This is a genomic window from Nonomuraea composti (genome assembly GCF_012034275.1).
In the GTDB taxonomy this organism is placed as follows: Bacteria; Actinomycetota; Actinomycetes; order Streptosporangiales; family Streptosporangiaceae; genus Nonomuraea; species Nonomuraea composti.
In genome coordinates, this window is record NZ_JAATEP010000071.1 from 12,797 (window position 1) to 35,212 (window position 22,416).

Below are 22,416 nucleotides of genomic sequence, written 5' to 3' on the forward strand. Positions count from 1 at the left end.
CCCCAATGCGTCGAATTCGACGCATCTGGGTGTCGTCGCATCCCATCGCGAAAGGCTCTCTCATGAAGATCAGCATCATCGGCCACGGCAACGTCGGCTCGGCGCTGGCGCGCCGTCTTGTCGCGGTCGGGCACACGGTCACCACGGCGAACTCCTCCACCGCCGCCGACCAGGTCGCGGCGCAGGCCGCCGAGGCCGAGGTCACCGTGCTGGCCGTGCCGTTCACCGCCATCGCCCAGCTCGACGCCCAGGTCAAGACGGCCCTGCGGGACAAGGTCGTGATCGATGTCACCAACCCGCTGGCGGCCGACTTCATGTCGCTGACCATCGGGCACACCACCTCGGCGGGCGAGCAGGTCGCCGCCGCCCTGCCCGGCGCCCGGGTGGTCAAGGCGTTCAACACCGTGTTCGCCGCCACCCTGGACACCCCCGGCCTGTTCCTGCCGGTGGCCTCCGACGACGAGGCCGCCAGGAAGACCGTGCTGGAGCTGGGCACGCAGCTCGGCTTCGACGCCGTGGACGCCGGCCCGCTGGCCAACGCCCGCTACCTGGAGCCGGCCGTGGAGCTGCTGATCCAGCTCGCGTACGGGCGCGGGATGGGCGCGGGCATCGGCTTCACCCTGGCGCGGGCGTGACGACTCCGACAGGGACGATGGGATTCCGCTCGGCGGGCGTCAGCCCGTACGAGCGGATCTCGTCCCGTACCTCCGGCGAGGAGGCCAGCCGTACGACCGCGAAGTGCGCGGGAAAGGACAAACAATGAACGATCACAACCTGTCCGGCAGGGTCGCCTTGCTCACCGGGGCGTCGGGCGGCATCGGCCAGGCACTGGGCCGGCGCCTCATCGCCGCCGGCGTGAAGACCGCCTTCGTCTACGGCTCACACGCCGGCCCGGCCCACGAACTGGTCACCCAGGCTCAGAACGCGGGAGTCGGCGCGGTGGCGCTCGCCGGCGACCTCGCCGACCCGCATGTCCCGGCCAGGCTGCTGGACGAGGCCGCCGACGCGCTCGGCGGCCCCGTGGACCTCCTGATCCCCAACGCCGGCCATGCGCGCCAGCAGGACTACACCACGCTCGACCTCCAGGCGTGGGACCGCACGCTCGCGGTCAACCTGCGCGCCCCCTTCCTGCTGGCCCAGCACGCCCTGCCGGGCATGGCCGCGCGCGGGTACGGGCGCGTGCTGTTCATGTCCTCGGTCGCCGCCTTCACCGGCGGCGTCATCGGCGCGGACTACGCCGCCTCCAAGGCCGGGCTGCACGGCCTGACCCACTTCCTGGCCGCCCGCGTCGCCTCCCGCGGCGTGACGGTCAACGCCCTGGCGCCCGCTCTGATCGACGACACGCGCATGCTGCCCGGCAACGCCGATCCCCGTGCCCTGCCCGTCGGCCGGTTCGGCCGGCCCGAGGAGGTCGCCGACCTGGCGCTGGCCGTCCTGCGCAACGGATATCTCACCAATCAAGTGCTGAGCCTGGACGGCGGCGCCTACCCGCGCTGACCTGTCCCTCTTCGCTGACAGGAGCCCCTCATGCCCGTGGCCCTGCTCGCCCTCGCGATCAGCGCGTTCGGCATCGGAACCACCGAATTCATCATCAACGGCCTGCTGCCCGAGCTGGCCGCCGACTTCGACGTCAGCATCCCGGCCGCCGGGCTGCTGGTCTCGGGATACGCAGCCGGTGTGGTCATCGGCGCGCCCCTGCTCACCATGGCGGGGGCGCGCCTGCCCCGCAAGGCCATGCTGCTCACTCTCATGATCCTCTTCCTGGCCGGGAACCTGCTCTCCGCGCTGGCCCCCACCTACGGCGTGCTGATGGCCGGGCGGATCACCGCGGCCTTCGCCCACGGTGCCTTCTTCGGCGTCGGCGCCGTCGTCGCGGCCGACCTGGTGGAACCGGCCAAGCGCGCCCGCGCGCTGTCAATCATGTTCTCCGGCCTGAGCCTGGCGAACGTCCTCGGCGTGCCCGCCGGCACCGCGATCGGGCAGGCGCTCGGCTGGCGCGCCACCTTCTGGGCCGTCGTCGCCATCGGGGTGGTCGGCCTCGCCGGGGTGGCGGCGCTGGTCCCCTCCCGCCCTCGCCCCCAGGAGCAGAGCCTCCTGCGCGAGCTGAGCGTCTTCCGGCAGGGCGGCGTGTGGCTGGCGCTGGCCATGACCGTGTTCGGATTCGCGCCCGTGTTCACGGTGATCACCTTCATCGCACCGATGATGACCGACGTGGGCGGTTTCTCCCCCGGTACGGTTCCCGTCGTCATGGGAGTCCTGGGAATCGGCCTGGTCGCGGGTAACCTCCTCGGGGGCCGCCTGGCCGACCGGGCCGTACTCCCCGCGGTCTACCTCTCCGTCGGCACCCTCACCGTCCTGTCCGCGATCGTCGCCGTGGCGGCGGGCAACCAGCCGGCCTTCATCGCCGCGATCGTCCTGTTCGGGATGGCCGCCTTCGCGACGATCCCGCCCCTGCAGACCTGGGTGCTCGACAGCGCCTCGCAGGCGCCCGCCCTGGCCTCGGCGGCCAACATCGGCGCGTTCAACCTGGCCAACACCCTCGGCTCCGTGCTCGCCGGACTCACTGTCGAGGCCGGACATGGATACGCGGCACCGGCCTGGATCGGCATGGCCTTGGGCCTGACGGGCCTGGCCGTGACCGGGCTGGTGAGCCTGCGCTTCCCAGGCCGTGAGCCGCCGCTCGGGTCGGTCTCCTGCTGCGGCTCCTGTCAGAGTCGGTGACGTGGGGATACACGTCCTACGACGACGCCGAGACATGCGCGGCAATCCTCCTGGGCCACCCAGCGGTCCACCCCGGCCCAACAGCGCGCATTGCCGGATCGTGGTAGGCCCTCAGGGCGCACCGGCACACCCCATCGCGAGCCACAGGGTCATCGAGCCGCTTCAGGATCTGCCGGCAGGCGAGACCACGCGATACTCCTGGACGCCCTCGGCGCCCGAACGCGGAGGCGAATTCCTCATCGGCAAACAGCAACCCCAACTGGTCGCGCAATTGGCGACAGGGTCATCGAGGGCTGCTACAACCGGCATCGCCCGCACAGCAGCTCGGGCTACCGTAGCCCCGCCGGCTACGAGGCGGTCGCGGCGGCCTGGCCACCACAACGATGGTGTCCGTCGAAGCGGAGCAAGCTCACTTACTCCTTGCCCCACACTGTGACGATCTCGCCCTCGCCCGGCACGGCGGTGATGTTGCGCGGCGCCAGGATGATGTCGTCTGAGCTGAGCAGGTCGTTGTTGGCTCGGAAGTCGTCAAGACCGGTATAGGTCCGGCCGGTGGCTCGATTCCCCTGGGTGCGGGAGGGCTTTCCAGGGGATGGTACGGACGATCAGCGGATCAGGCGGAAGAATCCGCGCACCTGCTCGACCAGCGACTCCGGCTGCTCCAGCGCGGCGAAGTGGCCACCATGCGGCAGTTCCTCGAACCAGCGCAGGTCGGTGAACCGCAGCTCGGCCTCCCGCCTCGACGGGCGGGTTATGTCGCGCGGGTAGACCGACAGCCCGGACGGCGCGGTCACCTTGTCCCGGAAGTTGGCGAAGCTCTCCCAGTACAGGCGTGCCGACGACGTGGCCGACGCGGTGAACCAATAGACCGAGATCTCGTCGAGGATCGTCTGCCGCGACAACGCGTCCTCGGGATGGCCGTCGTTGTCCGTCCACGCCCAGAACTTCTCGGCGATCCAGGTGGCCTGCCCCGCCGGGGAGTCGGTGAGGCCGTAGCCGAGCGTCTGCGGCCGGGTGGCCTGGATCGCCGAGTACCCCCGGCCGGTGCGCTGCATCTCCTTCTCGGCCTCGAGATTCGCCAGCTCCCCGGGCGTCGGGTCGTCGAACGTGCCCGCCGCCACGGATCCCAGATTCACGTGCACGCCGGCGACCCGCTCGGGCGCCACCTCGCCCAGCGCCCCGGACACCGCCGAACCCCAGTCACCGCCCTGCGCGCCGTACCGTTGGTAACCCAGCGAGACCATCAAGGTGTCCCAGGCGCGCGCGATGCGAGTGATGCCCCACCCGGTCGTCGACGGCTTGTCACTCCAGCCGTACCCGGGCAAGGACGGCGCGACCACGTGGAAGGCGTCCGCCGGGTCACCGCCGTGCGCGCGCGGGTCGGTCAGCGGGCCGAGGACCTCCAGGAACTCGAGCACCGAACCCGGCCACCCGTGCGTGAGCACGAGCGGGAACGCGTCCGGCTCCGGCGAGCGGACGTGCAGGAAGTGGATGCCCAGCCCGTCGATCGTGTCGCGGTACTGCGGGAAGACGTTCAGCCGCGCGGCGAACCCGAAGTCGTAGTCCTCGGCCCAGCTACGGCACAGCTCCTGCGCATACGCCAGCGGCAAACCCTGTGACCAGTCGTCCACCGGCTCGCGCTCGGGCCACCGTGTCCGTCGCAATCGTTCACGCAGGTCCGCGATCTCGGCTTCGGTGATGCTGACCTCGAACGGCTCGGCGGACATGGCATGGCTCCTTACTGGTCAAGGTGTTATCGGATCAGAGGCAGGCAGGCCGTCATCGCGGGCTCCCCCGCGTGGCGCCGGGTTCGGGGCGGCGGCCGGCGGCAGGGCGCCAGGTCAGGCTGACAACGAGTCCGGCCGACGGGAGTGCCGCGAGCACGGCGAGGGCCACCGGCACCGGCACGATGCCGGACAGACCCGCGACAGCGGCCGGACCGATCCCGCCACCCAGGGCGTTCATGAAGTTGAGCAGGCCCTGTGCGATGTCGCGGTCGCCCGTGGCGACCAGGTCCGGCGCGAGGCTCACCAGTACGGCTTGGGCGCCGGCGAACCCGCACACGGTCAACGCCGTGCCGGCGACAATCGGGATCGGCCCGGTGAAGACCGCGACCACGAGCACGCCGACGACGGTGAGTGCCGCCAGCCCGGCCGACACCTGCCAGCCGGCGAACCGGTCGGTCAAGGTGCCGACCAGCCGCCCGGCCAGCACCGAGCACGCGGCGGCCGGGGCCAAGAGCACGCCCGCTTCCAGGGGGCCACCGCCCGTGGCCTGCTCGATCAGGGACGGGGCGCGGAACAGCACCCCGTAGTAGCCGGCGAAGACCGTCCCGCCGATGAGCCCGGCCGCCAGGAAGCCGCGGGATGCGATCACCCGCCGAGGCACGAAGCCGTCGGGCGTGCTTCGCACGCGCCACCACAGTCCCCCGGCGGCGAGCGCCCCGGCGGCAGCCACGACGAGCGTGACCGGAGCGGGCAGGCCGACCGAGTGCGCCTGCAGCAACGTGATCAAGGAGCCGGCGAGTACCGACAGCACGGCCGCGCCGACGATATCGAGTCGCCCGGTCGAGCCGTTCCGCTCGCCGCTACCGCTCCCCGTCAGCGCGCGCCTGCTCGGCAATGCGGCCAGCAAGAGGGGCAGCGCGAGGACCGGGATCGCGAGCACGGCACGCCACCCGAGCCATGCGGTCACCGCCCCGCCCAGCAGTGTCCCGCACCCCGACGCCGTCGCGCTGGCGGCCGCGATGATTCCCAGCGCACGGATCCGTTGCCGCCCGGGAAGGGCGGTGGCCGCGGCGAAGACGGCGATCACGGTCGCGCCCGCCCCGGCACCCCCGATCAGCCGGCCGACGATCACGACGGACAATGTCGGCCCGGCTCCGGCGAGCACGGAGCCCGCGGCGAGCGCCACGACCCCGGCGACGAGGACCTGGAAGGGGCTCCAACGGACCAGCAGCCGACCCGCGACCGGCATCGCGAGCGCGGAGGTCAGCGACCACCCGGCGAGAATCCATGCGGTGGCCCCGAACGGCACCGCGAGTGCGCGGCCGATGGCCGGCAGGGCCACCGACGGCGCTCCCAGCGCCACGTACATCGGCAGCACCAGCATCCCCAAAATCAGCCCCAGCCGACGGCCGTCCAGGGCCTCGGTTCGCTCCGATGCCGGCGTCCCTCCAGGCGTGATCGTCTGCGATGTCGTCCCCTGCCGCGTATGTTGTGACATGTGAAAGCTCCTTTGTGTGTAACATTACGGAGCAGTGAGGAGACACGTCAAATGAAGGATGCGTATTACAGCCTCGTCCAGACGGCCGTCGACCTGGCCAACACCTTGAGGCCGATCAAGGGAGAGGACGCGCTCGAGACCGTGGAGCAGCTCCGGGACTTCCTTGACGACCATCCCGCAGCCGAGCCTCCGAGTCCGGCCGCGAACCAAGGGACCGGTCCGCGGCATCTCACCCGCGCCGACCTGGCGGAAGTCCGTGCGTTGCGCGAGACGGTGCGTAAGGTGCTCGAACGGGCGAACGCGGACGCGGACGAAGCTGCGGCTCTGATCAACGACGGTCTGCGTCGCAGCCGCGCCACCCCGGTACTGCGCCACGAGGACGACCACTGGTGGACCGAGGTGACCTCCGACACCGACCGCTGCTCGGCGCACCTTGCCGCGACCACGCTCAGCGCGCTGGCCTCCGTGATCGCCACACTCGGTCCCGCTCGTCTCGGCGTATGCGCCGGGCCGACCTGCCGGGCCACGTTCGTGGACCTCTCGCGCAACGGCTCGAAGCAGTACTGCACCCGAACCTGCGCACACCGGGCCAGCGTCGCGGCCTACCGGAGCCGGCGCAGCTTGAGCGCCGGCACCTGACCCTGCCGGGCCGGCGCCGGGGTTTCGTCCCAGCCCGCCTTCGACGAACTCGTTCGGGCCCCCAAGGGCACATCAGCGCTGTGACCCGCCCGCGGTCGCCTTGAACCTGTAGAAACCTGCATCCGATCTTGATCGGGGGTTGTCGGATCTCACGACATGCGGCGGGAATGGATGCGCACGCTGACAATTCGTTCCCCGATGCCCTGGATCCGGCCGACGCCCGGCTGGAGCAGGTGCTGCAGACGTGGGATCTGCGCTCAACATCCAAGGTCCCCGGCGACATGCCTACGGCATACCGCGCGTCCCTGGATTTCCCTGCCTGTCACTCCAACCACACTGGACAGGAGCCGATTCATGCGCGGCACCGAGATCATCACGACGGTGGCGATCGGCACGCGCATCGGCTACACCCCGCATCCGCAGGTGGCGGCCGGGCGGTGCTGCGACGGGCATGCCGCTGGGTCAGCCCGCCGACCTGCTCGGCGAAGATCTCTCGGTCGCAAGAGGGTTCGCCGCAGAAGAAGCGGCGCACCTCCAGCTCGACCTTGACCGGCCGCCGGCCCGTCGCCAGATCCCATCCGGTCCGGCGATCGTGCGCCCGGGTCGAGGGCAGCCCAGACTTCGGACATGGGGCTTGGCTCGCCACGGTGCGCGCTGCGATCAGCATGGTGTCACCGAGGTCCTCGACATCGAGGACGTCCATCTCCGCGGCGCGGGCAGAACAAACGAAGGCTGCAGGCGTTCTCGCCTGCCGAAGCGTGCAGCACAACGAACCCCATGGCCGCTCGTTGGTGATCAGGTTCTCGACGAACCAGATCGTTGACGAGCGGCCGTCTCCGTATGGGGTCCGTTACAAGATCGCGATAACGGGAGACAGCACCGGGATCCTCTCGCCGAGCTCACCCTGAGTAGCCGATCATCGCGAGTGAGCCAGAGCCCGTTGATGTCAGTGGCGGTGACGCGAACTCGCGACCTCGATGTGAAGGCCCGGCTTTCCCAGGGCTGTGCCCCGGGGCCCTGCCGGCCGGAGCGGCGATCGGGCAGGACCGCCGCCCCGAAATCGCCGGCAGTTCAGAGGATCCTGATCCCCTGGATGCGGACCCCACCGGGATGGTTCGGCCAGGTGAACACGGTCCACTTCGGGATCGGCTGAGCCGGCTGCCACCTTCCGTCCCCGTACCACTGGACGCGGTTGTTACCGGTCGAGATCCGGGTGACCCACCAGATGTTCAGGGCGTACATGTCCTCCCCGGCGTTGGCGTAACAGTAGTCGACCGACGAGCCGTTGGTTGCGTGGATTGTGGCGCGCACGAGGTCGGTCCGGTTGCCGCACGCGACCTCATTGATCGCGTACGCCGCCGTCGGGAGCGCGACGGCAAGAGAGGCCGTCACCGCGACGGACGCCAGAGTGGCCAGGCCCGCGCGTTTGGCGATGCGTTTCATGGACTTCTCCTTTGCAGGTGAGATTCATGCGGTGGAAACGAGTGCATCGGTGCTGATCTCCACCCTCGTCGCATCGCCAGGCGACAGAAAGTGCATTGTGCGGCCTATGGACTGTCAGTACCAGGCTGTCTCAGATGTCGCAGCAGCACATACTGGGATATATGGGCGGATCCAGGGAACTAGGCAAGGCGCTACGCGGCTGGCGCGACCGCATCTCTCCCGCCGCGCTAGGAGTGACCGCCAAGGGGGTACGGCGGGCCGCCGGGTTACGGCGCGAGGAACTGGCGCAGTTGGCCGGCCTGTCGGTGGACTACATCGTCCGCCTGGAACAGGGCCGGGCCACCTCCCCTTCAGCGCAGGTGCTGTCCGCGCTGGCCCGCGCGCTGCGGCTGTCGGAGGCCGAGCGCGAACACCTCTTTCTCCTCGCGGGCCAGCCGCCACCAGGCCCCGGAAAGGTGCCGACCCACATCCCGCCGAGCGTCAGAAGGCTGCTCGACCAACTCGACGGCACGGCGCTGAACGTGTGCGACGCGAGCTGGAACATCATCCTGTGGAACCCGTTGTGGGCCGCCTTGTGCGGGGACGCGTCCACCTGGCGCAGACGCGAGCGCAACGTCGCCTGGCGGCTCTTCACCGGGATCAGCCACGTCCCCGAGCAGGCGAGCCGGTTCGAGACGGCCCTCGTCGCCGATCTTCGCGCGGCGACCGCCCGCTACCCCGCCGATGCCCGCCTGCGCTCCTTGGTCGAGGACTTACGGGCCGTCAGCCCCAACTTCGCGCACCTGTGGGACACCGGAGCCGTGGGCGTCCACGAACCCCACACCACGACCTTCCACCACCCCGACGCCGGCACGCTCACCCTCGACTGCGACATCCTCACCGCCCCTGGCAGCGACCTGCGCATCGTCGCCTTCACGGCCGCCCCCGGCAGCGACGCCGCCGACCGGCTCAAACTCCTCAACATCACCGGCGCCATGACCAAAGACAGCACCACGCGATAGCGGCCGGCCGCAGACGGCGCCCCCCGTCTGCGCCCTCCTGCGTCGGCGGCGGCCGCCGCCGGATCCAGCGCCTCGATCCTCCGTGCCGGCGTGTTGCGCGCCGGGACGGCAGCCCGCCGGGACGGCACCGGCGTCCTACCTCCCGATAGACCGCTGCCACCGAGCGCCGCTGCCGGCCCAGGCACGCTCCCCGCCTGGAAGCCGTCTCGCGGTGCGTGGGTGCCGGCCGGCGCGCTGGGCCGGTGATCGAAGACTGGTACGAACATCGTCGTCCAGGCCGACGCGGTACGGCCCGTTCTGGCTGTGGAGCAGGCCGCTGTCCTTGAGTGCTCGTTCGGCGTCAAGGTGGTCCTGGCGCCAGCTGTCCTATTCACCGTGGCCCTGGAGGACGTGAGCGGCCAGCAAGATGCTGGTTTCTTCGTCGGTGAGCGGGGCGCGGTAGCGGACGTTGTTGGGCGGCCTCCGGTAGCGCCCCGCGCATGGTCGCGAGTTCGAGACCGCTCGGAGCGTCACCCAGCGGAGTGCGGCCAGGTGAAGGGACCGATGCCGGGGCCGATCGGGAGGCAGGGCTCAGCGACCTGCTCGCGCCCGGTCCATCATCGAGCCGATCGTCATGGTCATCCGGCGGCGGCCTGCCAGGCGTCCCGCGTGCGCCATCAGCCGGTTCCTGGTGCCTGTGATCACGCTGGGCGGCGGGGCAGGCCGGTCGAGGGCCTTCAGCGCGATGGTGACGACCTCCTCGGGGCGCATCCGGCCGGTACCGCCGTCGGCCTGGGCGCCCGCGACGTCGAAGAACTCGGTCTCGGTGGCGCCCGGCGACAGCGCCATCACGCGCAGCCCGGTGCCGCGCGACTCGTACCAGAGTGCCTCGGTGAAGCTGAGCACGAACGCCTTGGTCGCGCCGTAGACGGCCATGGTCGGGGTGGCCTGGTAGGCGGCCATGCTCGCGACGTTGACGAGCACGCCGCGGCCGTGGGCGCGCAGCCGTCCGACGAACTGGCGGCTGAGGCCGACCAGGCTCGTGACGTTGACGGCGATCTCCGCCTCCAGCCGCTGCGGGTCTTCCTGGTGGAATGCCGCGTTGGTGGCGAAGCCGGCGTTGTTGATCAGGCTGGTGACGGTGAGGCCGCGCTCGGTGAGCGCGGCGTCGAGCGCCGCGGCGACGCCCGGGGCGGCCAGGTCCATGGCGATCGGGGTCGCGGTGATTCGGTACGCCCTCGCGAGCTCGTCCGCGAGGTGTTCGAGGCGGTCCAGCCGCCGGGCGACGAGCACGACGTCGGAGCCCCGCGCGGCGAGTTGCCGGGCGAACTCGGCGCCGATGCCCGCGCTGGCGCCGGTGATGAGGGTGGTCTGACCGTGGTAGTCCACGGGTGTCATGGCTCCTCCAGGAGTCCGGTCGGGAACAACGATGGCACCGTAAGCCAGGCTGGCACTGAGTGTCAATTTGTCACTGAGGTGCTAGACTGCGGGCATGCCAGCCAGTCCTGACCAGAAGCTCTGGGCCCGCACCCGCCAGGCCGTCCACGCGCAGGTCGCCCGGACCGCGATGAGCCTGTTCCTGGAGCGTGGCTTCGAGGCGACGACGATCGACGACATCGCCGCGGCAGCGGGCATCTCCCGGCGCTCCTTCTTCCGCTACTTCGGCACCAAGGAGGACATCGTGCTCGGCGACCTCGCCGCCCACGGCGAGGCGATCCGCAAGGAACTGGAGGCCAGGCCCGCCGCCGAGGACGCCTGGACGGCCCTGCTCAACGCCTTGCGCCACTCGCCACGGCCCGGCCAGGACGACGGGACCACGTTGGAGATCTCGAAGATGCTCTACAACACCCCGTCCCTGCGGGCCCGCAGCCTGGAGAAACACCTCCAATGGCAGACACTGCTCACTCCGGACATCCGCCGCCGCCTCGGGGTCGCCCCGGACGACGAGCACGACCTGCGCGCCGAGGCCATCGTAGCCTGCGTCCTGACCTGCCTCGACGTCGCCGGCGAGGCCTGGACCCGCGGCAACGGCACCACACCGCTGGAAGACCTGGTCCTCGCGGCGGTCGCGGCGGTACGGGGAAACGCGGCGGCCACCGAAGAGGGCGTGGCCGCCGCCCGCCCGCGGAAGACCTCAGAAGGTTAAGCGATACCCCGTGACCTGCGGGTCCACCTCAGCATGCCGAATCCGGCAACCAACTGACACGGATGGGCGGATCTGAGCCTCGGCGGCGATCTCGCGTGACCACGTCTGCCTGCCGGCGGAGTCGACGCCCCGGAGGCCGGTGAAGCGCCTGCCGTCGCCGTCGCGCCAGTAGGTGCAGACGACGAGGCCCTGCGTTCCGGCGGCGCATCCAGCGAGAACCGGGAGGGTCGTGGTGATCGGTACCGGCTTGTCCGCGCCGGTCAGCATATAGGCGCGCTCCGCCCAGGACATGGCCCCTTTCAACCGGATGCGCGCGTCCTCGCCCGCGGGCCGCGCGGGGCGGAGCAGCCGCAGGCTGCCCGCTTCCGCGCCGTCGCTCTCAATGATCACGGCGTCCGAGGCGTTACGTGCGGTCGGCACCCGCCTGATCCGGGCGCCGGATCGCGCGAACGCGCCCGCGAGCGAACGTGGCTCGGGATCCCGCCACACCTCCCTGCCCGACCGATCCATCCCGTAGAACGCCCGTGCCCGGTCATCGGCCACCACGACGCCCTCCGCGGACACCGCCACGATCTCCAGCGGGCGCTCGGTCACCGGCGACGGCTGATCGGTCGCGGTGCCGCAGCCGGTCAGGAGCACCACGAACATGGCATCGACGTGCCACTTCTTCTTGTACTCCACCTTTCGGTAGGGGTAGTGGGTGTGCCACTTGCCCGGCGTGACGTTGTCACTGGATCTTCTTGATCAGGTCGTGCGAACCGTCCGGCTCGCAGGAGGCGCTGACCCTGCCGCGGAACCAGTCATCGGTGTGGATGTGCGGTATATCGGTGGTAGGTCCGCCGGGTTCAGGCTTGCGCGAGGCCGGGGGCGGTGGCCGGCCCCAGGACAGACCGCCCAGGGCCGCGGCACCACGATCCCGACGTCCTTCGCCACCTCGCCCCGCCGAGCAGCCCCGCCCCCGCCCAGCAGCCTCGCTCGGCCCAGCGGCACCACACTTCGCAGCGGTCCGCCCTTGACGCGACCCGCCACCCCCGTTCATATTCGATGACACATCCGATGACAACGATGTCATCCCGGCACGCACGACCGCGCACCCCCTCAGCACGGGAGTCTGCATGACTCTGTCCCCCTTACGTCTGTGCTGGTCCGCCCTTCGCCCCTCCGCAACCCTGGCCGTCGCCCTCGCTCTGTCCCTCCTCGCCGGGCCGGCGATCATGCCGCCGCACACCGCCGGGGCGGCGAGTGCCCCCGGCGACTGGAGCACCTCGTTCGAAGGCGACGTGTCCCTCGACGGCACGCTCGCCACCGGTCCCGGTGGCCGACCCGACGTCTCAGGTGTGCTCCGCCCGGGCTCCGCGGAACCGGGCCTTCGCACGATCGTCGACGACGGGCCGGACCGCGCCTACGCGGCGAAGACCGACGTCGGGTTCACCGGGCTGCACGCCCTGCACTACACCGGACGGCACACGCCTCAGGGACCCGCGCACGCGACGCACGTCCTGACCGACGTCGACGTCCCGGTGGGCCCGGAGACGGAGCTGTCCTACCTGGTGCTGCCCGATTTCGACGAGGCGGCGGTGGACTACGCCGGCACGTACGTGGCCGTCGACCTGGCCTTCACCGACGGCTCGCGGCTCAGCGAGCTGGCCGTTGACGACCAGCACGGCGTGCGGCTGACCGCCCGCGCTCAGGGTGACGCCAAGACCCTGGCCCCGTTGCAGTGGAACCGCCGCTCGGCCGTCATCGGCAAGGCGGCGGCCGGCAAGACCATCGACAAGATCCTGCTCACCTACGACGGCCCTGCGGGACCGGCGGACCTCGGCGGCTGGATCGACGACCTGGCCATCGACAGCAGCCGTGACCAGCCCGTCCGGTCCCGGCCGTCAGACTGGGTGATCACCACCCGGGGCACGCACTCCAACGGCGACTACTCGCGCGGCAACACCTTCCCGGCGACGGCGGTGCCCAACGGGTTCAATTTCTGGACCCCGGTGACCGACGCCGGCTCCCTGGGCACGCTGTACCGCTACCACGACGGCAACAACGCGGCGAACCTGCCCGAGATCCAGGCGTTCTCGGCCAGCCACCAGACGAGCATCTGGATGGGCGACCGCCAGACGTTCCAGGTGATGCCGTCGGCCGCCGCCGGTGTGCCGGATCCGGGCCGCGAGGCCAGGGCGCTGCCCTTCCGCCATCAGGACGAGCGGGCGTCACCGCACCACTACGCCGTCACGTTCCGGAACGGCCTGCGGACCGACATCGCGCCTGCCGACCATGCCGCGATGTTCCGTTTCGCGTTCCCCGCGGGGGGCGGACGGCACCTGATCTTCGACAACGTCGACGACCGGGCCGGGCTCACGATCGACGCGAACGCCGGGACCGTCTCCGGCTGGTCGGAGACCCGGGTCATCTCGGCGGGCATGACCCGCATGTACATGTACGCGACCTTCGACGCGCCCATCACCGGCAGTGGCCTGCTCACCCAGGGGCAGCGGCCCTCGACCGGCTACGTGTCGTTCGGCCAGGACGTCGTGACCATGCGGATCGCCACGTCGCTGATCGGCGTGGACCAGGCGAGGAAGAACCTCGACCTGGAGATCGCCGCCGCGGACCGCTTCGAGGACGTCGCCGCCCGCGCCCGGTCCGCGTGGGACGACCGCCTCGGCGTCGTCGAGGTGCGCGGAGCCCGTGACGATCAGCTGATCACGCTCTACTCCAACCTGTACCGGCTGTTCCTGTATCCGAACTCGGCCCATGAGAACACCGGCACCCGCGAGCGCCCGCGCTACCGGCACGCCGTCCAGTCCTCCGGCTCCTGGAGCCCCCCGCCGAGCTCGCCGACGCGGACGGGCGCCAGGATCGCCGACGGCAAGGCGTACGTCAACACCGGCTTCTGGGACACCTTCCGGGCGGCCTGGCCCGCGTACTACCTGCTGGCGCCGGAGACGGCTGGCGAGCTCGTGGACGGCTTCGTCCAGCAGTACCGTGACGGCGGCTGGATCTCACCGTGGTCCTCCCCCGGCTACGCGCGGGTGATGACCGGCACGAACTCCGATGCCGCCTTCGCCGACGCCTACGTCAAGGGCGTGCCGGGCATCGACGCGGCCGACACGTACGCCGCGGCCCTGAAGAACGCGACCGTGCGGCCGGAGGACGGCAGCGTCGGCCGTGACGGGCTGGCCCGCTCGGCCTTCCTCGGCTACGTCCCCAATGACCTCGCCTCCGGCTTCTCCTGGTCCCTGGACGGATACGTCAACGACTTCGGGATCGCCGCCATGGCCGAGTCCATGGCGGGCAAGCGCGGCACGCCGGGTCCCGAGCGCAGGCGCCTGCGCGAGGAGGCGGCGTACTTCCGCAACCGGTCCCAGGGCTACGTCGACGTCTTCGACCCGTCGGCCGGCTTCTTCCAGGGCCGGTCCGCCGACGGGACGTGGACGACCCCACCGCAAGAGTACGACCCGCGCGTGTGGGGCAACGATCACGACTACACCGAGGCCAACGGCTGGAACGAGGCGTTCCCTGCGCCGCACGACGGCCAGGGCTTGGCCGAGCTGTACGGCGGCCGCGACGGCCTGGCGGCCAAGCTCGACACGTTCTTCGCCACCCCCGAGACGGCCAAGCTCCCCGGCTCCTACGGCTGGGTGATCCACGAGATGCGCGAGACCCGGGACCTGCGGCTCGGCCAGTGGAGCATCCCCAACCAGGTCTCCCACCACATCCCGTGGATGTACGCCTACACCCAGCAGCCGTGGAAGACGCAGGAGCAGGTCCGGCAGGCCGTGGAGCGTGGCTGGCTCGGCTCGGAGATCGGGCAGGGCTACCCCGGCGACGAGGACAACGGCGCCACCTCGGCGTGGTGGGTCTTCAGCGCCCTGGGCCTGTACCCGCTGCAGATCGGCACCGGCCAGTACGCCATCGGCTCGCCCCTGTTCGAGCAGGCGACCCTCCACCTGCCCGGCGGCGATCTGGTGATCGAGGCGCCCGGCACCAGCCGCGGGAACGGCTACGTGCAGGCGCTCACGGTGGACGGCAGGCCTCACACGTCCACGTCCATCTCCCACCGGGAGCTGGCCGACGGCGGGCGGCTCCGCTTCACCATGGGGCCGGAGCCGTCCCGCTGGGGCACCGGCGCGCGCGACGTGCCGGACTCGATGACCCGGGTCGGCGAGCGCCCCCGCCCGCTGCACGACGTGACCGGGCAGAACCGCGGTCTGGCGGTGGGCGGCGACGTCGGCAAGCTGTTCGACGACGATTCCCGCACGGCCGCCGTGCTCGACGGACCCGGCACCACCGTGCGGTACAGCGTCAACGGCGGCGACGCCACCCGCGTGGAGTTCTACACGTTCACCTCCGGCACCACCTCCGCCGAGCAGGACCCCGGCCACTGGGTTCTGGAAGGCTCGCGGGACGGCAGGCGATGGAAGAAGCTGGACGAGCGGGACGGGGAGCGGTTCCGCTGGCGCAACCAGACCAGACCCTTCCAGATCAGGCATCCGGCGAAGATGCGGCAGTACCGGTTCCGCTTCACCGGCGCCGCCGGGCAGGCGGCGCTCTCCCTGGCGGAGATCGAGTTGCTGACCCGTGACGCCATCCCGTCCTCCCCGCTCCAGGTGCGCGTGGCCGACGTCGCGCTCCGCCCGGGAACGACCGGGCCGGTCGAGGTGACGCTCACCAACACCGGGGACTCCACGCTCGCGCCGGATCTGACCGTCGCCGTGCCCGCGTCCTGGTCCGCCCGGCCGGGCAGCACCAGGGTGCCCGGCCTGGCCCCCGGCGCATCGGCCACGGTCACCGTCGAGGTGACGGCCGCCGCCGACGCCGCTCCCGGCGCTCAGCCGATCCGGGTCACCGCCCGCTGGAACGGCTGGGCCGTGGCCGGCGAGGGCACGGCCCGGGTCGTCGGCGACGTCACCGAGATCGAGCCAGGCACCGCCTCGGAGGAGGGTGTGCTGGTCGACGACAACGGCTCGCAGCTGACCGGCGACGGCGCCGGCGGGCAGGCCCGTTATGCCGACGAGCGGCGATCCTTCACCTACCGGCTGCCGGTGCCGGCCGGGGTGACCACAGGCACGGTGACCCTGGACCTCGCCAACCAGTTCCTCGTCGAGGCCTCCGCCGACGGCCGGACCTGGACGACCGTCCTGCGGGAGCCGAACCCCGTCATCTTCCAGGGCAACCGCGACCAGCGGGCCGTCGACCTGGCGCGGCTGCGCGAGCAGGCGGGCGGCGACGGATCGAACCTGTATCTGAAGATCTCCGACAGTCTCCCGCAGGACGGCTGGGGCGGCTGGCTGGCGGGAGTCCGCCTGGAGACCACCGGCTGACCCGCCACCCCCTCGGCTTTCCGAACAGCGCCCCGGCCTTTGAACAAAACCCCAAGGAGCCCCTCGTGCGTGATGATCCCACCATCGCCGACTCCGGCGGCCCGTCCCGGCGGACGTTCCTGCGATCGGGCGCGGCCGTGCTCGCCGCCGTGAGCCTGACCGGCGCGCCGCCGCGACCCGCGGCGGCGGCCGGCGAGGCCTCCGACCTCGCCCTCTACCGGCCGGTACGAGCCTCCTCGACCGCCTACGCGCCCACCCCCGCCCACTTCGTCGTCGACCGCATGGCCCGCCGCAACGTGTACGGCAGCGGCTGGCGGGCCGAAGACGGCGATGCGCAGTGGATCGCCGTCGATCTCCAAGGACCCTGCCGCGTCGAAGCGATCACGCTCGTCTTCGAGACGGCGGAAGGCGACCAGGTCTACCAGCCGTCCGGCGACGTCAACAACCCCCGCAACGGCACCACCGGATGGGAGGTCCTGTCCAGCTACGCCACGGCCTTCCGCATCGAGTCCTCGCCGGACGGACAGCAGTGGACGCCGGTCCACGAGGCGAGCACGAACACCGGCGGCACCGTCGAGATCACCCTCGCCCAGCCCGTGACGACCCGCTGGGTACGCATGGTGGGCCTCTCGCGCTCCCACCCCCATCCGCTCGGCCTCAACTCCTTCCAGGTCCACGGCACGGCTCTCGGCACCAGGCCCGCGGCGACGGGGTGGACCGACTGGACCAGCGGCGCCAGGCCCGTTCCCGCCTTGCGGGTGGAGGCCGACGGCACCGTCCCGATCGAGTCGGGCTGGAACGTGACCCTCCAGGAGTTCGCCGGCACCGAAGACGGCGCCGCGCTCTCCGCGCCCGGCGTGGACACCTCGCGGTGGCTGCGCGCGCAGGTGCCCGGCACCATCCTCGCCTCGCTCGTCGCGGAGGGCCACCTCCCGGACCCCGTGCGGGGCTTCGACAACCTGCGCTGCCCGGAAGCGCTCAGCCGCAACTCCTGGTGGTACCGGCGGGCTTTCACACTGCCGAGGCGTTTCCCGGCTCGTGGCCGCGTCTGGCTGGAGCTGGACGGCATCAACCACCACGCCGAGATCTGGCTCGACGGCACGAAGGTGGGAGAGCTGACGCACCCGTCCGCGCGCGGCGCCTTCGACGTGACCCGGCAGCTGGCCGACGACCGCGAGCACGTTCTCGCCGTACGGATCGACCCGATGCCCTTCCCCGGCAGCCCCGGCGACAGAGGATCGGACGGCAACGCCTACGCCGACGCCGGGTCGGACATCATGATGCGCAACGGCCCGACCTACCTGGCCGTGTCCGGCTGGGACTGGATGCCGGCGGTGCGCGACCGGGTGATGGGCATCTGGAACCACGTCCGCCTGCGCTCCACCGGCCCGGTGCTCCTGGGCGACCCGCACGTCAAGACGTCCCTTCCCGGCCTGCCCGACCGCTCCAGGGCCGAGGTCACGCTCACCGTCCCGGTGCGCAACGTGGCGCCGGCGGCGCAGACCGTCAAGGTGCGGGCCAGGCTCGGCGGCATCCACGTGGAGCGCACCGTTCAGGTCGGCGGCGGCGCGAGCGTCGACGTGGTCTTCGCACCTGAGGATTTCCCCGCCCTGCGCGTGGCGGACCCGCGACTGTGGTGGCCCAACGGGTACGGCGAGCCGGCGCTGCACGACCTCGACCTGACCGTCCTGGCCGGCGAGGCGATCAGCGACCGGCGCACGCGCCGTGTGGGGCTGCGCGACGTACGTTACGAGTCCGAGAATCCCATCAGGTTCGAGCCGGGCGCCAACCGCGTGCAGCAGCACGTCGACCTCCCGCGTCAGCGCGCCCGCCATGTCCGTATCCAGGCCGGTAAGCGCGCCACGAACTGGGGCGTGTCGTTGTGGACCCTGTCGGTCGTCGACCGGCGGAACCCCGGCGTGGACCTCGCGCTGAACGCCGTGGCCACCGCCTCGTCGACGGACTCTCCGGCCAACGCGGCGGGAAACGCCGTGGACGGCGATCCCGACACCCGCTGGTCGTCGGCGTACTCCGACAACCAGTACATCCAGCTCGACCTGGGCAAGGAGACGGACTTCGACCGGATCACGCTGCTGTGGGAAACCGCCTACGCCTTGACCTTCACCGTCCAGGTCTCCCAGGACGGCCAGAGCTGGACCGACGTCACACCCGTCAGCAACGCCCGCAGCAGTTGAAGATCTCCGTGAACGGCGTGCCCGTCCTGTGCCGCGGCGGCAACTGGGGCTGGGACGAACTGCTGCGCCGCATGCAGAACGGCCGCATGGAAGCGGTCATCGAGCTGCACCGCGACATGAACTTCACGATGATCCGCAACTGGCTCGGCAGCAGCAACCGGGAGGAGTTCTACGCCCGCTGCGACGAGAACGGGCTGCTGGTGTGGAACGACTTCTGGAACGCCTGGTTCCTCGACCCGCCGGACCACGCCCTGTACCTGGAGCACGTGCGCGACACCGTCCGCCGCTACCGGTCCCACCCGTGCATCGTGGTCTGGTGCGGCGCCAACGAGGGCACGCCGTCGGGTGAGATCGACGAGGGCGGGCGGCGGGCCGTCGCCGAGGAGCACCCCGACGTCCTCTACATCAGCAACTCCGCCTCCGGCATCGTCAGCGGCAGCGGGCCGTACGCCTGGATCGACCCGCGGCAGTACTTCTCGGCCGCCACCTACGCGCACGGCACGTTCGGCTTCCACACCGAGATCGGCATCCCGACGGTGCCGGTGGTCGAAAGCATGCGCAACCTCGTCGGGGACGAGGAGGGCTGGCCGATCAGCACGGTGTGGAACCACCATGACTGGGCCACGCGCGGCGGCCAGCATCCGCAGAGCTACAAGGCGGCGATCGACGAACGGCTGGGCGAGTCGGGCTCTCTCGAAGAGTTCTGCGCCAAGGCCCAGTTCGTGAACTTCGAGAGCATGCGCGCCATGTTCGAAGCCTGGAACGCCCACCTGTGGAGCGACGCGAGCGGCCTGCTGCTGTGGATGTCGAACCCCGCCTGGCACAGCACGGTCTGGCAGACCTACGACTACGACCTCGACGTCAACGGCGCCTACTACGGCGCCCGAGCCGGCTGCGAGCCGTACCACGTGCAAGCCGACCCCCGCACCTGGGAAGTCCTCGCCGTCAACCACACCCGCGACCCGCTGCGGGGCGCGGTCGTCGAGGGCGACGTGCTCGACCTCACGGGCAGGCCGCTGGCCGGACGCAAGCGCGCCGTGATCGACCTGGCCGCGTCCGCCACCGCCCCGGCCTTCACCCTCGAACGGCCGCCGGCCGCTCCCCCGCTGCACCTGGTCCGGCTGCGCCTGCTCGGCCCCGGCGGCAGGACCCTGTCGGAGAACACCTACTGGCGCTACGGCGAACCACAGGACCTGCTCGCCCTGAACCGGCTGTCCGGCGCGCGGCTGCACCTGACCGGCGGACGCACTTCCGAGCGGGACGGCCGGCTGCAGATCACCGTGAACCTCCGCAACAGCGGCGACGTGATCGCGCCCATGGTACGGATGTCCCTGCGCGACCACCGATCGGGCGATCGGGTGCTCCCTGCCACCTATTCCGGCAACTTCCTGTGGCTCCTGCCCGGCGAGCGACGGGACATCACCATCACCTGCCCGCGCGGGCAGCGCCGCCGGGGTGACCTGGAGGTGACGGCCCAGGGCTATCGCACGGCCCTGGTCTCAACCCGTGCACGTGCATGAACGTCCCCGCAGCCGCTCCCCCTCAAGGCCCGGCCCGGCGTCGCGGGCGCGGATGATCGCCTCGGCCCGGGCGGCGACCTGGAGTAACACGACAACATCCACCCGATCACCTGACGACATCACGGATGGAGGCTCACGTAGGCACTCTCAGGGACTCGAGGGCGGCCAGGACGAGGTCGAGGCCGAAGGTGAACTCCTCCGCCGGGTCGTAGCCGGCAGCGGCGAGCACCGAGGCGGACTCGTTGAGGTAGGGGAACTCGTCAGGAGGAAGCCGGGGCAGGAAGACGTGCTCGGCCATGTCCGCGAACTCGTCGGCGGTGTCGAACGGCAGGCCGGCTTCCTGCAGAGCGAAACCGTAGACATAGCTGTCGAGCAACCAGTTGGCGTGCGTCGCCATCAAGACCGGGAAGCCGGCCCTCCGCAGGCAGGCGGTGACCGCTTCGCGGTGGTGGAGGTTCGCGGGCCCCGGCGATGTCCGCGACTCCATGAGGCCGATCGCCCACGGGTGGCGTGCGAGAACCTGCCGGGCGGATATCGCCCGACGTCGCATCGCTGACCGCCAGTCGGTCCCTTCAGGCGGGAGCTCGATCTCCTCGAACACGACGTCGATCATGGCGTCCAGCAACTCCTCCTTGCTCGCCACGTAGTAGTAGAGCGACATCGCGCCCGCGCCGAGCGCGCGCGCCAGCCCGCGCATGCTCAGCTCGCCGACCCCCTCGCGGTCGGCGAGCCGGACCGCCTCGGCCACCACCCGCTGCTTGCTCAGCCCCGCATCTGACGCGGCCTGGCGTCGTTCCCTTGCCGACAACGGGTCTCCTCGGTCCTTCGAACGGCTTGACAGTCGTTCGACCTCCAGTCATCGTACATCGTACGACGTACGATGTACGAACCAGCGAGAGTCGCAGCTCGGACGTGCGGAGGCTTCTGTGGGAATCCAACAGCGAGCGGATGCCGAAGGACGCCTGGCGCCGGGGGCGAGTCCCGCCGGGGCGACGACGACGCGGGCCGCCGACCGGCACCGCTACGGCCTGCCCTCAGCGCTCGATCCGTCCGAGGTCCGGGCTACCGCTGCCCGGTCGAGGCGATGGGCTCGTGCAGGTGGGCGCGGCCTCGGTACATCCCTGCCGCCACTCCGGCGGAGGGACCGCTCCTCTCGAAAGAAGAACCGATGACCATCCGAACGAAAACCCCGGACCTGCTCGACAACCCGCCGGTCCCCGTGCAGGCCAAGCTCGCCGCCGCATGGGCCAGCTTCATGTTCCTCTACATCTACGTCGACTACTTCCACCTCCACAAGCCCGGCGTCATCGACAACCTCCGCGCCGGCGTCGTCTTCGAGTTCGACATCAGCCCGACGTTGTTGACCATGATGCTCGCGTCCGTGGCGATCCCGTCCCTGATGGTGATGCTCTCCATGACGCTGCCCGCCCGGGTGAACCGCGCCACGAACCTCGTCGTCGCAGCGCTCTCCATCCCCTACTCGGTGTTCAACGCGGCAGGCGAGTCCTGGAACTGGGCCCCCTTCTACGGCCTCTCCATCGGGATCGAGGTGCTGCTCCTGGCCTTCATCCTGCGCTCCGCCTGGACCTGGCCCCGGACCCGCGCCGCCTCAGCCGGTCCCGCGACGACCGACCTTCGACAGGACCTTCGACCGTAGGCGTCCGCGCCGTGTTCCGGTGATCCCCCGGCGAGAGGGCTCCCAAGGCCCAGAGCGTCCCGGGGGCCCTCTCTCCGTTCCGTCAGGTGGCTCGGTCGCGTTCGGAAACGAGCTGGAGGGCGACGTCGATGATCAAGTCTTCCTGGCCGCCGACGTATCCGGCTTCGCCCACCCGCTGGAGGATCTCGTGGGCGGGGACGCCGTCCCGCTCGGCGGCGCGTTCGCCGTGCAGCAGGGAGCTGGAGTACACCCCGGCACAGCCCTGGGTGATCGCCGAGCGGTCGGCGAACGGCAGGCGGTGCAGAAACGGCTTGACGATGTCCTCGGCGGCGGCCAGCGCACCTTGCACGTCCACGCCGGTGGGGATGCCGAGCCGTTCGAAGGTCGCCACCGGCACCTCGGTGAAAGAGTTGCCGGCTCCCGCGCCGAGCGCGCACAGCGCGCCGTCGATCTGGCGGGTGCCGAACCTGCGCGACCTGCGGGCTCGGCCACGTGGAGGTGACCACCCGATGACGAACGACGCTCTGCTGGTCGAGGGCAAGGCCCGCCCCCGTGACCGGTTCCCG

General features: G+C 70.9%; 19 protein-coding genes. 10 read left to right on the plus strand and 9 right to left on the minus strand.

What is annotated here, in order from left to right; genetic code table 11:
- Positions 1–62: 62 nt before the first annotated feature.
- The gene (locus HCN51_RS51065; protein ID WP_168020205.1) at positions 63–635 is read left to right on the plus strand and encodes an NADPH-dependent F420 reductase; all 573 of its coding nucleotides are present in this window, start codon (positions 63–65) and stop codon (positions 633–635) included.
- Here HCN51_RS51065 and HCN51_RS51070 read toward each other — a convergent pair.
- Positions 616–756 carry a hypothetical protein gene (locus HCN51_RS51070; RefSeq protein WP_168020208.1) on the minus strand — a complete coding sequence of 47 codons (141 nt, stop codon included), beginning with the start codon at positions 754–756 and terminating at the stop codon, positions 616–618. The two genes, HCN51_RS51065 and HCN51_RS51070, sit on opposite strands and share 20 nt — an antisense overlap.
- Positions 757–759: 3 nt before the next feature.
- On the opposite strand from HCN51_RS51070, the gene HCN51_RS51075 reads away from it, so the two are divergent.
- Positions 760–1,497, plus strand: coding sequence for an SDR family NAD(P)-dependent oxidoreductase (locus HCN51_RS51075; RefSeq protein ID WP_168020217.1), 738 nt, complete (start codon positions 760–762; stop codon positions 1,495–1,497).
- 30 nt (positions 1,498–1,527) lie between these two features.
- Positions 1,528–2,721 (plus strand): MFS transporter, encoded by a 1,194-nt coding sequence (locus tag HCN51_RS51080; RefSeq protein WP_168020219.1) that lies wholly within the window; start codon positions 1,528–1,530, stop codon positions 2,719–2,721.
- Positions 2,722–3,326: 605 nt separating this feature from the next.
- Here the strand turns inward: HCN51_RS51080 and HCN51_RS51085 are convergent.
- Together HCN51_RS51085 and HCN51_RS51090 are read right to left on the minus strand one after the other, a co-directional pair.
- Positions 3,327–4,448, minus strand: coding sequence for an epoxide hydrolase family protein (locus HCN51_RS51085; protein WP_168020221.1), 1,122 nt, complete (start codon positions 4,446–4,448; stop codon positions 3,327–3,329).
- Positions 4,449–4,500: 52 nt separating this feature from the next.
- On the minus strand, positions 4,501–5,832 hold the full coding sequence (locus HCN51_RS51090) for an MFS transporter (protein WP_206068877.1): 1,332 nt from the start codon (positions 5,830–5,832) through the stop codon (positions 4,501–4,503).
- Positions 5,833–5,997: 165 nt separating this feature from the next.
- Between HCN51_RS51090 and HCN51_RS51095 the strand changes: the two genes are divergently transcribed.
- A complete protein-coding gene (locus tag HCN51_RS51095) occupies positions 5,998–6,585 on the plus strand; it encodes a CGNR zinc finger domain-containing protein (protein WP_168020224.1) in 588 nt (195 codons plus the stop codon).
- Between the two features lie 373 nt (positions 6,586–6,958).
- Here HCN51_RS51095 and HCN51_RS51100 read toward each other — a convergent pair whose 3' ends face one another.
- Together HCN51_RS51100 and HCN51_RS51105 are read right to left on the minus strand one after the other, a co-directional pair.
- On the minus strand, positions 6,959–7,288 hold the full coding sequence (locus HCN51_RS51100; protein WP_168020226.1) for a transposase: 330 nt from the start codon (positions 7,286–7,288) through the stop codon (positions 6,959–6,961).
- A gap of 368 nt (positions 7,289–7,656) precedes the next feature.
- Positions 7,657–8,028, minus strand: coding sequence for a beta/gamma crystallin domain-containing protein (locus HCN51_RS51105; protein ID WP_168020228.1), 372 nt, complete (start codon positions 8,026–8,028; stop codon positions 7,657–7,659).
- Between the two features lie 161 nt (positions 8,029–8,189).
- Between HCN51_RS51105 and HCN51_RS51110 the strand changes: the two genes are divergently transcribed.
- Complete coding sequence (locus HCN51_RS51110; RefSeq protein ID WP_168020230.1) at positions 8,190–9,029, plus strand: helix-turn-helix transcriptional regulator; 840 nt, start codon at positions 8,190–8,192, stop codon at positions 9,027–9,029.
- 570 nt (positions 9,030–9,599) lie between these two features.
- On the opposite strand, the gene HCN51_RS51115 is transcribed toward HCN51_RS51110, so the two are convergent.
- Complete coding sequence (locus HCN51_RS51115; RefSeq protein WP_168020232.1) at positions 9,600–10,406, minus strand: SDR family NAD(P)-dependent oxidoreductase; 807 nt, start codon at positions 10,404–10,406, stop codon at positions 9,600–9,602.
- Positions 10,407–10,500: 94 nt separating this feature from the next.
- On the opposite strand from HCN51_RS51115, the gene HCN51_RS51120 reads away from it, so the two are divergent.
- Complete coding sequence (locus HCN51_RS51120; protein WP_168020234.1) at positions 10,501–11,154, plus strand: TetR family transcriptional regulator; 654 nt, start codon at positions 10,501–10,503, stop codon at positions 11,152–11,154.
- Here HCN51_RS51120 and HCN51_RS51125 read toward each other — a convergent pair.
- Positions 11,143–11,835 (minus strand): hypothetical protein, encoded by a 693-nt coding sequence (locus tag HCN51_RS51125; protein ID WP_168020236.1) that lies wholly within the window; start codon positions 11,833–11,835, stop codon positions 11,143–11,145. The genes HCN51_RS51120 and HCN51_RS51125 overlap by 12 nt on opposite strands.
- Positions 11,836–12,269: 434 nt before the next feature.
- Here HCN51_RS51125 and HCN51_RS51130 point away from each other — a divergent pair, with 434 nt between their 5' ends.
- The 3 genes from HCN51_RS51130 (at position 12,270) to HCN51_RS62790 (ending at position 20,193) form a co-directional block, all read left to right on the plus strand.
- Entirely contained in the window at positions 12,270–16,478 is a 4,209-nt protein-coding gene (locus tag HCN51_RS51130; protein ID WP_168020238.1) for a GH92 family glycosyl hydrolase, read from the plus strand.
- 65 nt (positions 16,479–16,543) lie between these two features.
- Entirely contained in the window at positions 16,544–18,673 is a 2,130-nt protein-coding gene (locus HCN51_RS58625; protein ID WP_206068879.1) for a discoidin domain-containing protein, read from the plus strand.
- Between the two features lie 8 nt (positions 18,674–18,681).
- Positions 18,682–20,193 carry a glycoside hydrolase family 2 protein gene (locus HCN51_RS62790; protein ID WP_206068880.1) on the plus strand — a complete coding sequence of 504 codons (1,512 nt, stop codon included), beginning with the start codon at positions 18,682–18,684 and terminating at the stop codon, positions 20,191–20,193.
- Positions 20,194–20,326: 133 nt separating this feature from the next.
- On the opposite strand, the gene HCN51_RS51140 is transcribed toward HCN51_RS62790, so the two are convergent.
- Complete coding sequence (locus HCN51_RS51140; protein ID WP_168020240.1) at positions 20,327–21,001, minus strand: TetR/AcrR family transcriptional regulator; 675 nt, start codon at positions 20,999–21,001, stop codon at positions 20,327–20,329.
- 360 nt (positions 21,002–21,361) lie between these two features.
- Here HCN51_RS51140 and HCN51_RS51145 point away from each other — a divergent pair, with 360 nt between their 5' ends.
- Entirely contained in the window at positions 21,362–21,850 is a 489-nt protein-coding gene (locus HCN51_RS51145) for a DUF6326 family protein (protein WP_168020242.1), read from the plus strand.
- An 82-nt stretch (positions 21,851–21,932) separates the two neighbouring features.
- On the opposite strand, the gene HCN51_RS51150 is transcribed toward HCN51_RS51145, so the two are convergent.
- The gene (locus HCN51_RS51150) at positions 21,933–22,391 is read right to left on the minus strand and encodes a hypothetical protein (protein WP_240974112.1); all 459 of its coding nucleotides are present in this window, start codon (positions 22,389–22,391) and stop codon (positions 21,933–21,935) included.
- Positions 22,392–22,416: the final 25 nt, after the last annotated feature.

Coding starts and splice junctions, on each gene's coding strand:
- HCN51_RS51065 (WP_168020205.1), top strand. CDS start 63: ATGAAGATCAGCATCATCGGCCACGGCAACGTCGGCTCGGCGCTGGCG.
- HCN51_RS51075 (WP_168020217.1), top strand. CDS start 760: ATGAACGATCACAACCTGTCCGGCAGGGTCGCCTTGCTCACCGGGGCG.
- HCN51_RS51080 (WP_168020219.1), top strand. CDS start 1,528: ATGCCCGTGGCCCTGCTCGCCCTCGCGATCAGCGCGTTCGGCATCGGA.
- HCN51_RS51085 (WP_168020221.1), bottom strand. CDS start 4,448: ATGTCCGCCGAGCCGTTCGAGGTCAGCATCACCGAAGCCGAGATCGCG.
- HCN51_RS51090 (WP_206068877.1), bottom strand. CDS start 5,832: ATGCTGGTGCTGCCGATGTACGTGGCGCTGGGAGCGCCGTCGGTGGCC.
- HCN51_RS51095 (WP_168020224.1), top strand. CDS start 5,998: ATGAAGGATGCGTATTACAGCCTCGTCCAGACGGCCGTCGACCTGGCC.
- HCN51_RS51100 (WP_168020226.1), bottom strand. CDS start 7,288: ATGGACGTCCTCGATGTCGAGGACCTCGGTGACACCATGCTGATCGCA.
- HCN51_RS51105 (WP_168020228.1), bottom strand. CDS start 8,028: ATGAAACGCATCGCCAAACGCGCGGGCCTGGCCACTCTGGCGTCCGTC.
- HCN51_RS51110 (WP_168020230.1), top strand. CDS start 8,190: ATGGGCGGATCCAGGGAACTAGGCAAGGCGCTACGCGGCTGGCGCGAC.
- HCN51_RS51115 (WP_168020232.1), bottom strand. CDS start 10,406: ATGACACCCGTGGACTACCACGGTCAGACCACCCTCATCACCGGCGCC.
- HCN51_RS51120 (WP_168020234.1), top strand. CDS start 10,501: ATGCCAGCCAGTCCTGACCAGAAGCTCTGGGCCCGCACCCGCCAGGCC.
- HCN51_RS51130 (WP_168020238.1), top strand. CDS start 12,270: ATGACTCTGTCCCCCTTACGTCTGTGCTGGTCCGCCCTTCGCCCCTCC.
- HCN51_RS51145 (WP_168020242.1), top strand. CDS start 21,362: ATGACCATCCGAACGAAAACCCCGGACCTGCTCGACAACCCGCCGGTC.